The following is a 12,714-nucleotide window of genomic DNA, read 5'->3' as shown; positions in this document are numbered from 1 at the left end:
TTTAGTATTTAAACTGACTGATTAGCCCTTTTAATTCATCTGCCATGTGAGATAGTGCTTGTGCGGATGCATTGATTTCTTCCATTGAAGCTAATTGTTCTTCAGTTGAAGCAGCAACATCTTCTGATGCGGAAGCATTCCCTTTAGCTGAGAAAGCCAAATCTTCCGTAATTGCGGTTACCTCTTGAACACTAGCAGACATCTGTTCTGATGCAGAAGAAACTTCTTCCATTTTAGGTGTAATTTCATTCATCCTTGTCATAATCACTTGGAATTTGGCGATTGCTTCATCTGATACACGTAAACCATCGAGTACATCCTCTGACACTTTTGCCATGATGTGAACAGACTGTTTTGTTTCTTCCTGAATACCATGAATGAGCTCGAAAATTTGACTTGCTGATTGCTGTGATTGCTCAGCCAGCTTGCGTACTTCATCGGCAACTACTGCAAAGCCTTTGCCATGCTCCCCTGCTCTTGCCGCCTCGATAGCTGCATTGAGCGCGAGTAGATTGGTTTGATCGGCAATGCTTGTAATGACATCTAAAATTGACGAGATTTGTTGAGATCGTTCATGTAAAGATTGAATTTTACTGTTTGAATCTGTGACGGATAAATGAATTGAATTCATTTGATTTTTGGTATCTTGTACTGCTTGTCCGCCCTCATCAGCCTGTTTCGTAGCATATTGAGACAGATCCGTCACTGTGGACGATATTTCCGCCACATGTAGAATTGCTTTTGAAAGCTCATTTAACGATTCCGCATTTCTTGTCGCATTCGTTGTTTGTGTGTCTGCGCTTAATGCCACTTCTTGTATAGAGATGGCCACTTTTTCCGTTGCCTCGCTCGTCTGATCGGCATTTGCGGTTAACTCTTCTGCTGAAGATGCAACTTCCTCCGCATTTACTTCTATCTTTTTAATCAGGGTACGAAGGCTATCCTGCATGTCATTGAAGGCTTGTCCCAATTGCCCTATTTCATCATTCGAGGTAATCTTCACTTTCTCGGTTAAATCACCTTTACTAATTGTTACTGCACTATCTTTTAAGGCTCTAATTGGTTTGATGATTGCTCTCAACACAAAATATACGACAATAGAGCTTAAAATAATGGCAATGACTAACACAAGAGTCGTAGTAGCTAAAATAGAGGACGCTGATTCATCTATTTCTTTCGAAAAAATGGTGCCTGTAATTTTCCAACCGGTTAATTCATTCGTAGTAAAAAACATGGTGCGATGATCATTGTTATAGAAATAATCGTACGTACCAGATTCACTTTCGTGCATCTGATCCAAGAATTTCTCTTTTAATTCCCCTCCAGCTTCTAATGTAGGATGAGAAATGACCATATTATTTGCACCAAATATAGAGGAGTAGCCATTTTTTCCGATTGTAATAGAGTCTGAGATTTTTTGCAGTTCTGTCAGTGTTATATCTACTGCCACAACGCCTGATTGATCTTTTACCTGACTAGCAACTGTAACGACCATTTCTCCAGTTCCTGCATCTACATAAGGTTTTGTAATAAAAGGCTTGCCCTTAAGCGCTACAGCTTCTTTATACCATTCCCTTTCCAAGGGGTTATCTTCAGATTCATACTTTTTTGGTTCTACAATAAATTCACCGTCTTGTGTTCCAACATAAATACTTAATGTACCTGGATTTAATGCAGTATATTGTTTGAACGTTGTTCGTAGAGTCGCTTCTCCCTCTTCATACATAGAAGCATTTATCTCTTCACTAAAAACACCGACTTCGTGTATTTTTTCACTGACGGTTTTATCGATAAGATTATTTAACATCCCAACACTTTCATTTGCACTAAATAAAATTTCATCTTTAATTGAATCTTTCGATGAGATATACGATAAGATTCCTACTGAGCAAACTGGGATGAGTAAGACAAGTGCAAATAATACATAGAGCTTGCCCTTAAAACTTCCAAATATTTTTTTCATGCATCCATTCTCCTTTTGTCTTCATAAGTTATAAAAGCTTGTTCTTAAGATTATTTTGCGTATGCCTTTATGTGCACACCACTTGATGTAATGATTAGACTCGAAAAGGATGTCGCTGTCATCTACATATAATTTTTTAATACTCGCTCCTTCAATCGATAAATTTGACCCAAAGGTTTTATCGGTCAAAATGCGCAAATTCAAATACTTTTTTTCATTTTCACAAGCTCTTTACATAAATAAAATAATTAAATGTATTTGCAATTTTTGCACAGTTAAAACCCCTATGCATCATCCGTTACAGCAAATGCATGGGGTTCACGTAATCAGTATTTAAATGCCTGAATGGATTCTTGTAAATCAATAGCCATTTTCGCTAGGTGTGTGGAGGCTGCGGCTACTTCTTCCATCGCGGCGTTTTGCTCCTGCGATGAAGCTGCAACGCTTTGGACATTGCCACTCGATTGCATCGATACCTCGCTTATATAGTCAATTTCTTTTACTAGTTTTTCAATGTCAACATGGATGGCACGAATTGCCGCAGTCACGGATTCAGTCTGCGCTTGCACATCATCTATTGCCTGGTCAATTAAAAGGAAGTTGTCGCGAGCAACATTCACTTTTTCACGCCCAACAGTAACGGAATCATTGCTATTGACCATATCTTCTTCAATAATTCTCGTGCTATTGGTAATTTGTGCCACAACCTTTTCAATATCTACTGCAGCTAAATTTGATTCATCCGCTAGTTTACGAACTTCCTCTGCAACAACAGCAAAGCCTTTGCCATGCTCACCGCTTCGTGCCGCTTCAATGGAAGCATTGATCGCCAGTAGATTTGTTTGGGTCGCAATATTTTTGATGACATTGACTGCTGAAACAATGGCCGCTGTGTTTTCATCTAAATCATTGACACGTGTGCTAAGCTCAGCTGTATTATCCGTAATCTCATTCATCTGCTCAATGACATTACGTACAGAGGAACGCCCCGTACTCGCCATATTTTTTGTTTCGACCGTTGCATCATTTACGTTATCTATGCTCGTTGAGATTTCATACATTTTTTTCAGTATATGGGAAGATAAATCTCTTACATCCCCTGTCAATGCATCTTGTTTTTCAATCCCTTGTGCAATATCTTGAATCGATTCTGTGACAACTTCCGTTGCTTGTGTTACTTCCAAGCTACTGGCAGTCAGTTGCTCTGATGTCGCTGCAACCTGTTCAGAAGAGTCACCGGCTTGCTTCATAGTATGTCGCAATTTTTCAGACATCGTATTGAATGAAGCTGCGAGCTGTGCAAATTCATCCTTCGTTGTAAATTGTAAATGGGTTTGTAAATTGCCATTTGAGAACTTGTCCATCTCGACAACCGTTTGTTGAATATTCTTTGCCACACGTCTACCAAAAGCTGTCGCAATGATGATACTTATTAACAAAGAAACAATCGCTAATCCAGCGATTTCCTTAGCACTTCTTGCACCACTTTGTTTGGTAGCCTCGATATGTGCCAACATTTCTTCCTGCTGTGCAGTAGCCATCGTTTTGCCAAAGACAACAAGTTTTTGAGAGCCTTCTCCAAGCACTGGTAACGCTAGCTGCTGTGCTTGTGCCTGTTCACCGTTTTGATATAATGGTACGATTTGCTCGTCAATGGGTTTTTCCCACTCACTTAACTGTTGTAAAAATTGTTTAAAATCTGCATTATCCTGTCCTAATGATGCAAGACGATCAATGGACTTATGTAAGGTATCACGAATTTCATGATGGTTATCTAACATTTCTTCTTTGCCATATAACATGTATCCTCGAATAGCTGCATTCGCACGCACCGTTTGGAAGGAAATATCATTATACAAATTGATAAATTCCGTATTCTCTTCAATTTCCGCAAGTGTATGTTTATTTTCATTCAAATAATACATCGCAATGCCGGTAATTCCTAAGAGAAATACTAAAACAATGCCAAAAGCAAACTGCAGTTTTCGTTCTACGGTTATTCTCATACGACCCCTCTATTCCGCTATTGTACTTAGCCATCTTGAGTATAGCGTAAGTTCACGTGTCCTCCTATATTACTTAATACTATAATAACAAATAAAATCTAATATTTGACAAAAATAAAAACTCCTATTAAAGAGTATTGACTTTTTTAAGGAGTATTTTACTAGTCATTCAGATATAGGACGAATAGCAGTTCAACTGTTTTCTACATGAAAAACCGACAGCTTATGTACTACCTGCTCTCTACTTACTGTAAATTAAATTTTTATTCATTATATTTCCAAATTAGGATAATTTCAGTTTATAATGACTTTATAGTAGTACGCTTAATTTATCTTGAAATATAGGAAGGGGTAATCACATGAGTAAACCAGCGTTATATGTGAGCTTAGTGGTAGGACCAGATTGTGATTTGGAATCATTCGCATTACGCTCAATGCTTGAGTATTTTGGCGCAAGAGTTACGGTTCATTGGATAGGGCGACCAAGAGTCGAAAATGGATTATTTGATATTAAATTCCCATGGAGATGAAGGAAGATTTTGTCTACCCGAACTAGGTGAGGATATCTATGAGGAGGGTGAGCCAAGAGGTGAATTCTTCGGTCCTCAGGAGGTCTTACACTTTTCAAAACTGCAAGATGTGAAGGTCATCGCCCCGGGTTGTACATTAGGAGATGAACGACTAGCAGACGCATTTCTTAAAAGTGGTTGCCAATCCTATATAGGTCCTGATGATTACATAGACGGTAACTCAAATTTAATGTTTGTTGTAAGGTTTATGTATGAAATGATGAATAATCATAAATCCCAGCAAGAAGCATTTGACATTGCCAAATCGATTGATGAAGAAACTGCCATGTATCAACTTTACTTACCGAAAGTATAGCGTAATCTATATAGAGGTTCACGCAAGTATAGTCAATGGCAAGAAATCGTAGCAAATCGACACGCTACGATTTTTTTGTTTTCCATTCATTTTTTACGATCTCTTGGATGCATAGGCAAGATGGCATTGTACAACTCAAGTGCAGCAGGATGTTGAAATGAAGCATCTTTCTTCATTTCATCAACGACTTGACCTTGCTGCATCACAAGTATTCGATCTGCTATAAAGCGAGTGGCATTTAAATCATGTGAAATAAAAATATACGACAAATTCAATTGTTGTTGAAGCGTTTGTAGCAGTTGTAAAATATGTTTTTGTAATATCATATCAAGGCTACTAATCGCTTCATCTAAAACTATTAATTTTGGGTGGACAGCAATAGCTCGGGCAATATTTACCCGCTGCTGTTGCCCACCACTTAGCTGCCAGGGGAATTTATTCGCTACATTTTTTTCTAACTCAACCCAATTAAGTAATTCCACTACTTTTTGCTGACGTTCTAATCGTGAAAATTGTTCAAAATTTAGTAACGGTTCCTCAATTATTTCCGCAATCGTTTGCTTTGGATTAAATGAATTAAAACTATTTTGAAATACGGCCTGTAACTCTCTACGAATGCCTTTTTTCTCCTTCGCATTTGCCTGATATAAATTGACACCATTAAATCGTACAATGCCTTTTGTAGGTTTCTCTAAACCTAAAAGAATACGACTTAAGGTACTTTTACCACAACCACTTTGTCCGACCAATCCTAAGCATTCACCTTCATGAAGTGAAAATGTTATATCTTGTAAGACAGGCACAAGTTGCTTTTTTCGTAATAATGACTGGCCAGACGGATAATGCTTTACTATGTTGGTCACCTCTAATAATGTCATCTACACACACCTTTAAATTGTAATCCTTGAATGTAATAGTTTCTTTGTATAAGAATGCTGTGGGTTATCAAAACAATCAAATACATTGGTTTGCTCGACGACTTCCCCCTTGTACATAACCGCAACATCGTCCGCAAGCTCAGCAATTACACCTAAATCATGTGTAACTATAATAATGGTTGCATTCGTTTCTGTCCGAATATCATTAAATAGGTTTAAAATATTTTTTTGATTGATTGTATCGAGAGCTGTCGTCGGCTCATCAGCAATTAATAAGTTTGCTTGCATTGCAAGAGCTAGCGCAATCATGACTCGCTGAAGCATACCACCACTCAATTGAAAGGGGTAAAAAGTTAAAAGTTTTTCTGGATTCGGCAGATGCACTTTATTCATATAATAAATTGCCGTTTGCTTTATTTCTTTTTTATTCATGGTAAAGTGAGCCTTTAACGTTTCTCGAAAATGCATGTCAATGGTTTGATTGCTATCAAATGATATAGATGGATTTTGCATAATCATCGATAAGTGTTTACCCCGATAATTTCTCATGTTTACGTCAGAAATTGTTGTTAAATCGTGATTATTATAGAGAATTTGTCCCTGTTGTTGAGCACAAATCGGAAGTGACCGCATAATCGCTTGGCATAACATGGATTTCCCACAGCCACTTTCGCCAATAATCCCTAATACACGTCCTTTATTAGCGCTTAAATTAATATTTTTCAAAATTTTTTTTTCACCGATTGTGACATGTAAATCTTTGATCGTTAGAATCGGATGACAGAATGTCTCATTTTTCATAGCTACCCCTTTTGATGATTTAGTTTCTTAACACTACTCGCTAAAACATTGACTAGCAGGACAACGATGACGATGGCTGTTCCAGGATACAACATCAGTTCAGGATGTAATCGAATATATTGCTTGCCTTCACTAATCATCATCCCCCATTCTGGCGTTGGTGCTTGTACACCGAGGCCTATAAACGAAAAGCCCGCAATTTCTAAAATGACCTTTCCTAAATCCAATGATACGATTGTTAGCATTGGTGTGATTGTATTGGGGATAAAGTGTCGGGAAATCAACTGAAATCCCGATGTTCCACTGACCTTTGCAGCTTGAATAAATTCTTTTTCTTTTATACTCAAAAACAGGCCTCTTAAAATTCTTGCATAATAAATACCCTGTGTAAAAATCAAAGCTACTAAAACATTTTTTAAACTTGGCACTAAAATCCCAAGAAGTCCAAAGGCAAGTACTAACGTAGGGAAAGCTAATAAAATATCACAAATACGAATAAAGAAGAAATCTATCACGCCACCTTTAAACGTAACGATTGCTCCTACCAATATAGCCAGGATACTGGCAACGATTTGAATGAATACCGCAGAGCCTACAGAATAGCGAATACCTAGTAAAAGACGTGAAAATGTACATCTACCTAAATGGTCTGTTCCTAATGGATACGTCCATGACGGCGCTAAAAATTTTTTAGAAACCTCCACTACATACGGATCATTTGGCATTAACCAAGGTGCGAAAAGGCCTAGCATGCCAATGATAATAAGTACAATTATCGAAAGGAATTGCATACGTGTTAATCTAGACATTTTATAAAATATGCTCATGTCATCCCCTCCTCTCCATAATCGCAGAACGAGGGTCAAGCACCCGTTGTAGAATATCTGTACATAAATTAGCCACTACATAAATGATGGCAATAATGAGTACATAACTTTGTACGACTGGATAATCGCGATTGATAATTGATTCAATTAAATAACGCCCTAAACCTGGCCAACTAAACACTTGCTCTACGATGACAGCCCCACCTAGTAAGTTGCCAAGCGTCATGCCAAGCATCGTCGTCACTGGGATAGCTGCATTTTTCAGCACATGTCTACTTAAAATGATGTGCTTCTTTAAACCTCTTAACTGTGCATAATGGACATATGGCTTTTGTAATTCGTCTATGACACTCGTTCGGATAGACTGGGTAAATAAGCCAATCACAGGTAATGCTAATGCCACCGCTGGCAGTACGATATGCGAAAGACTTCCCTTGCCATTTGACGGAAAAAAACCAAGCTTTAAACTAAATATATACAACAGTAAAAACCCTAACCAAAACGTTGGAATCGATACACTGATAATCGATAAAAAACCAATCAGTTTGTCAACTATCGAATTCTTATACAGTGCACAGATAACCCCAAGAGGTATACTGCAACAGATTATTAAGGCAAAAGCAGCAAATGCTAATTCGATAGTAGCTGGTAGTTTTGCAAAAATTTCTTGTCCAACAGGTAATTTGCTCACAAAGGATGTACCAAAATCAAATTGTAGTACGCCCTTTAGCCAGATAAAATATTGGATGAGCAACGGTTTGTCAGTTCCAAGTTCTTCTCGAAGTGCTTGTATTGCTTCAGGTGTAGGAGCAATTCGTGACAGTCTAAGAATTACTTCTGCAGGCTCCACTGGCACAAACCGAACGAAAATAAAAGTAATAAGAGATACGCCTACTAATACAAATGGTAGGGTAATAATGCGTTTTAGACAAAAAAGCCATGTGGATTCATACAATTTTTTCACTTCCCCAACTGTCCTCTTACAAAAGGAGCCGTCTCACATGAGATGGCTCCTTTCTGCACGTCAGCCTTAGCGCTTAGCAATATGCCTATGTGCCTAATTGACCAACACTTTTTTAACTATTTCTTTACATCCATTTGAGCGTATGGAATATCATATTCTGACGCACGAGGTAAAAAGTCTTTTACATAGTCGTGATAGATTACATTGTTTGTCTCATATGAGATAGGATAGAATAATGCTTGGTCATGTAACATTGTTAAAATATCTGTATAGTATTGCACACGTTGTACTTCATCCGTGCCAATTAATAATTGATGAATTTTTTCATCAATTTCAGCTGCATTTGGTAAACCTAATTTCGCTTCGTAGACACCACTTGCGTTTGGCGTCGCTGATTCATTGGCAAAGCTATGTGGATCTGTAGGTGGGCCATTTGTGCGCCAGAAATTAATATCCACTTGATTATCCATTAATTTTTGAAGGCCTACCATCACATCCGCACCTTCAAGATTAAGTTGTATACCAATCTTAGCTAACTCCCCTTGCATTAACTCTGCCATCGGTTTTTGGATAGCATCTGTTGCAATATAAATTAAATCCAGTTCAAGCAGTTCTCCATTTTTAGAACGAACCTTTTCACCATCTTTTAATAGCCAACCCGCTTCATCAAGTAATTGCTCAGCTTTTTTCGGATTAAATAAAATCCGGGCTAACTCGATATTGGCATACGGAATCGCATCCCAAAATAATGTACTTGCTACTTTTTCTGTACCATGTGTAATGCTTTCAACCATTTGCTCTTTATCAATCGCATATTGTATGGCTTGGCGCACATTTAATTCTGCTAAAGGGCCAGATTGTGTGTTGAATAATAAAGCACGTGTTGATAGTGGCTCTGAAATAGCCGTATTATATTTGCCGCTATCTTTCAAGAAAGAATAGTTATCTAAACTAATAATACCGCGACCATAGATTAAGTCTAATTCTTCATTTTCAAAGGCAAGTGAGATAGATTCAGAATCAGGAATAATTTTCACCTTCACTTGATCTACCAACGGCTTTTCACCCCAATAATTTTCGTTGCGACTAAAAAGCGCATATTCATCCTTTTTATAATCTGTTAACACCCATGGACCTGTTCCAACAGGTGCTTGTATGCTTTCATATGTAGCGTCCTTTTTTGGAAATCCATTATCCCCTAAAAAACGGAACGGACGAACAAAGGCCAATTCATTTAACACTGGATAATAGGGTTCATCTAACTGTAGACGGACTGTAAAATCATCCTCTTTGACAACTTCTTTAATGTGGTTGACCATCCCCATCCAAGAATGCATGTCTCGATTTGCTAAAACAGCATCAAAATTGCGAATCACATTATCAGCATTAAATGCAGTTCCATCTGAATATTTTACATCTTTTCTTAGATGAAATACATACGCTGTTTTATCTTCTGAAATATCCCAGCTTTCCGCTAATTTTGGAGAGACTGTCCCATCATCGTTATATTCCACTAATGATTCATAGACCATTACCTGCGCAGTCATTTGGTTCGGTAAATAAGTATGTGGATTTAATGGCCCTATATCTAAAGGCCATCCGATGGTCAACATCTTGTCATCATTTTTTGTGGCATTTTGTGTTTTCCCATCACTATCATTAGCACTAGAACAGCCTACTAATACGATCATAATCAGCGCTAACATCAATGGGTATATATTCTTTTTTATACTCATAATCATTGCTCCCAATCTATTTTCTTGGTGCTACCATGCGAAACATAAAAGCTTCTTCATATTCGAAATGTAGCCGATCCTCTGTTGTTAAAAACCATCGCTCATTTTTATCGAGTGGGATATACCCGCTTGGTAACATGCGCCTTACTTCCACATCAAACCCTTCGGCAAAAAATGCGGATGCGATGTCATCTAACATATGTAAATTCATTTTAGTCGTGCCAAATTGACGAATGATTTTCTCAATATTTTTCATACTCGGATTGTTCCGATAGTCTGAAAATGTTGCAATATAGACACCCTCTGGCTTTAAGGCTGCTTTTATTTCTTTTGCATGTGCTGCTAAATCGCTTATTAAATAAATAACGGATATGCTGGTGGCAATATTAAATTTTTGTGAGAATTGTGCAATACTCGTTGTAGCAAAATAGCTAAGGGGCAAATCGGCTTTACGAGCATTGGCAACAGCTATGGAATCGATCGCTAAATCACTTGAGCAAAAGGTCGTTCCCGATACAAATATCTTAAAACTCCCCCTTGATTACAGCCAAAATCTAATATCGACTTGTTCGTTAAGTCGCTCTCAAGTATCATCTCCAGTACTTTTTCCCAATGTCAAAGCCCATGCTCTTCTTCCATTGTTGCTTCGCCGCCATTTGGCTCCTTCCACCAAACATCATATAATTGGTTTTCCTTCATTTACACCACCTTCAAGAATACATTATCTCCAGATAGAAAAAGGCATAAAAAAAACCTTATTCCAGTAGAATAAGGACAGAAAAACTCGCTATAAAAAGGCTCTCCATCCATCTCCCTATCTTTCGTAGATCTCCAATGAATCTTATTACAAGCAGGCATACTGGCTTATGAATCGTCATCTTGCTTCACCTTCCCAAGTACATTATAAAAGCATACTCAGTAATACTTGAAACTAAACTCCTCATTTACAGCTGCGGGACAGCATGGGATTTACACCCATTTTCCTTTTAATCATGTGGATATTCTTCACACAAACTTGTAATGTTAGATATTAAATTAGTAATAAACATAACATGCTCAATTTCCGTCGTCAATTTTATTTTCTGAATATAATAAAGTTTTGAAGTTTTGATTATTATTTTTGAAAAAAGCCGCCAACACTCCCGTGAGGCGGCTCCTTGCTATTTTTGATGTTCTTTCAACATCGCATCTGTGAAAGCTTGAGATTGTCCTCGTGGAATACTTAACGTTTTCCATTCGTCGCCCTTAATTTGCTTAGCAATATAGACAATTTGACCAACATGTGAAGCGTAATGTGCCATTTGTCTTTCAATGGCATCTATGACCGTATGTTGCTGTCCTCTAATCGTCACTGACCTTAATAAATCAGCTTCTGTTACCCCCTGTAGTGCATCCAGAAACACTTGCCAGCCTTTTTCCCACGTCGCTAATATCACTTCTTTTGAGTCCAAACTATCATTAAATTCATCATCACGATTCCTTGTAGTTTTCTCACCATCCGTTGTTAAAAAATCCGTCCATCTGGAAATCATATTCCCACTAACATGTTTGACAATGACGGCAATGCTATTCGAATCTTCATTAAAAGCCCAATGCAATTGCTCATTGTTTAATTGTGCGAGTGTTTTATCGCCATCCACTTTGACACGTGTAAATCTTTCGAGTACAACTTTTAAATATGTTTCACCCATAGTCATACAACAACATCTCCCCTTCGCCTTAAACTGTAACGTTGCTCTTACCTCTACAATTATAAACGAAGGACGAATGAAGCAGAATGCGATTTCAGGAAAATTTCCCACTCAACCTTTTAGCGGAACACCTTTTCCAGTTACTCATTTTTATAGGTCACTTTCGACAACGAATACCACGCGGAAGTCATCAGATTATCCACGAAACACTAAATTTCCTTTAGCGCGTACAAAAAAAGCTAGTGCTACTTTACAATAGCACTAGCTTTCTGTTATAAGTTTTCTTCAATATATGTTTCGATATCCCCAGCGATTGTATCGATTGGTACATCTTCATCCTCAGAATAACCGTTATACATTTTCACGAGAACGCCATCTTTATCCACTAAGAAAAATTGAGATCCATGGATAACTTGGTCGCTGTTCGGATCATCCTTCACCCATATTTTCGTTGATTTTTGGGCAAATTGCTCAATATATGACTGTGCATAACCTGTAAGAAGATTCCATTTCGACTCATCTGGCACATTATAATGTGCTAAATAATCTGCTAATACTTCGGGCGTATCCACTTCTGGGTCAATTGAAAAAGCAACTATATTATAATCTTCTACACCTTTTTCTTTCAGCTTTTCTTGTACCTGTGTCATATTAAACGACATTGGCGGGCAAATTGAAGTGCAATTTGTGAAAACATACATACCTAACCATGGTTTCCCTTTCAAGCTTTCTAAAGAGACCTTTTCTCCACGCTGATTGACATGATCAAAATCCTGTATTTCCATACTATAATCGGCCTTAAACTTCACATTGCCACATGCACTAAGCACTGTTGTTAAGACAAGTAGTAGTACAAGCCCTGTTACTTTGTTTTTCATATTAACACACTCCCTACTCACATTACCTTCATCTTATCGAATGGTGTAAGCGTTGACAACCACTCGACGTGACAGCTTTCGTACA

At 37.8% G+C, this 12,714-nt stretch carries 10 protein-coding genes, 1 pseudogene and 1 riboswitch; of the genes and pseudogenes, 1 reads left to right on the top strand and 10 read right to left on the bottom strand.

Annotated elements, in window-relative coordinates:
• Position 1: 1 nt before the first annotated feature.
• Positions 2-1,963 (bottom strand): methyl-accepting chemotaxis protein, encoded by a 1,962-nt coding sequence (locus ACOMCU_RS09050; protein ID WP_010859175.1) that lies wholly within the window; start codon positions 1,961-1,963, stop codon positions 2-4.
• A gap of 326 nt (positions 1,964-2,289) precedes the next feature.
• A complete protein-coding gene (locus tag ACOMCU_RS09045; protein WP_421049985.1) occupies positions 2,290-3,969 on the bottom strand; it encodes a methyl-accepting chemotaxis protein in 1,680 nt (559 codons plus the stop codon).
• A 359-nt stretch (positions 3,970-4,328) separates the two neighbouring features.
• Here ACOMCU_RS09045 and ACOMCU_RS09040 point away from each other — a divergent pair.
• Positions 4,329-4,854, top strand: a pseudogene (locus ACOMCU_RS09040) (delta-aminolevulinic acid dehydratase).
• 86 nt (positions 4,855-4,940) lie between these two features.
• Here the strand turns inward: ACOMCU_RS09040 and nikE are convergent.
• The 8 genes from nikE to ACOMCU_RS09000 all read right to left on the bottom strand — a co-directional run bounded on the left by nikE (position 4,941) and on the right by ACOMCU_RS09000 (position 12,629).
• A complete protein-coding gene (gene nikE, locus ACOMCU_RS09035) occupies positions 4,941-5,732 on the bottom strand; it encodes a nickel import ATP-binding protein NikE (protein WP_421049984.1) in 792 nt (263 codons plus the stop codon).
• A gap of 12 nt (positions 5,733-5,744) precedes the next feature.
• Complete coding sequence (locus tag ACOMCU_RS09030) at positions 5,745-6,533, bottom strand: ABC transporter ATP-binding protein (RefSeq protein WP_421049983.1); 789 nt, start codon at positions 6,531-6,533, stop codon at positions 5,745-5,747.
• A gap of 2 nt (positions 6,534-6,535) precedes the next feature.
• Positions 6,536-7,360: an ABC transporter permease subunit gene (locus ACOMCU_RS09025; RefSeq protein WP_421049982.1), complete on the bottom strand. Its 825-nt coding sequence runs from the start codon at positions 7,358-7,360 to the stop codon at positions 6,536-6,538.
• Position 7,361: 1 nt separating this feature from the next.
• Positions 7,362-8,324, bottom strand: a complete 963-nt coding sequence (nikB, locus tag ACOMCU_RS09020) for a nickel ABC transporter permease (protein ID WP_010859169.1) — start codon at positions 8,322-8,324, stop codon at positions 7,362-7,364.
• Positions 8,325-8,440: 116 nt separating this feature from the next.
• The gene (gene nikA, locus ACOMCU_RS09015; protein WP_421049981.1) at positions 8,441-10,060 is read right to left on the bottom strand and encodes a nickel ABC transporter substrate-binding protein; all 1,620 of its coding nucleotides are present in this window, start codon (positions 10,058-10,060) and stop codon (positions 8,441-8,443) included.
• Positions 10,061-10,076: 16 nt separating this feature from the next.
• Positions 10,077-10,502: a hypothetical protein gene (locus ACOMCU_RS09010; protein ID WP_421049980.1), complete on the bottom strand. Its 426-nt coding sequence runs from the start codon at positions 10,500-10,502 to the stop codon at positions 10,077-10,079.
• 389 nt (positions 10,503-10,891) lie between these two features.
• Positions 10,892-11,094: riboswitch (cobalamin riboswitch) on the bottom strand.
• Between the two features lie 126 nt (positions 11,095-11,220).
• Positions 11,221-11,757 (bottom strand): DUF1572 family protein, encoded by a 537-nt coding sequence (locus ACOMCU_RS09005; protein WP_421049979.1) that lies wholly within the window; start codon positions 11,755-11,757, stop codon positions 11,221-11,223.
• A 266-nt stretch (positions 11,758-12,023) separates the two neighbouring features.
• Positions 12,024-12,629, bottom strand: a complete 606-nt coding sequence (locus tag ACOMCU_RS09000) for an SCO family protein (protein ID WP_421049978.1) — start codon at positions 12,627-12,629, stop codon at positions 12,024-12,026.
• Between the last annotated feature and the right edge of the window lie 85 nt (positions 12,630-12,714).

The organism is Lysinibacillus sp. UGB7 (assembly GCF_049058285.1).
Lineage (GTDB): Bacteria > Bacillota > Bacilli > Bacillales_A > Planococcaceae > Lysinibacillus > Lysinibacillus sphaericus_B.
Note: the sequence above shows the minus strand (reverse complement) of the source record. Positions and strands in the feature narration are given on the sequence as shown.

Coding starts and splice junctions, on each gene's coding strand:
- ACOMCU_RS09025 (WP_421049982.1), bottom strand. CDS start 7,360: ATGAGCATATTTTATAAAATGTCTAGATTAACACGTATGCAATTCCTT.
- ACOMCU_RS09045 (WP_421049985.1), bottom strand. CDS start 3,969: ATGAGAATAACCGTAGAACGAAAACTGCAGTTTGCTTTTGGCATTGTT.
- ACOMCU_RS09005 (WP_421049979.1), bottom strand. CDS start 11,757: ATGACTATGGGTGAAACATATTTAAAAGTTGTACTCGAAAGATTTACA.
- ACOMCU_RS09050 (WP_010859175.1), bottom strand. CDS start 1,963: ATGAAAAAAATATTTGGAAGTTTTAAGGGCAAGCTCTATGTATTATTT.
- nikA (WP_421049981.1), bottom strand. CDS start 10,060: ATGAGTATAAAAAAGAATATATACCCATTGATGTTAGCGCTGATTATG.
- ACOMCU_RS09030 (WP_421049983.1), bottom strand. CDS start 6,533: ATGAAAAATGAGACATTCTGTCATCCGATTCTAACGATCAAAGATTTA.
- ACOMCU_RS09000 (WP_421049978.1), bottom strand. CDS start 12,629: ATGAAAAACAAAGTAACAGGGCTTGTACTACTACTTGTCTTAACAACA.
- nikE (WP_421049984.1), bottom strand. CDS start 5,732: ATGACATTATTAGAGGTGACCAACATAGTAAAGCATTATCCGTCTGGC.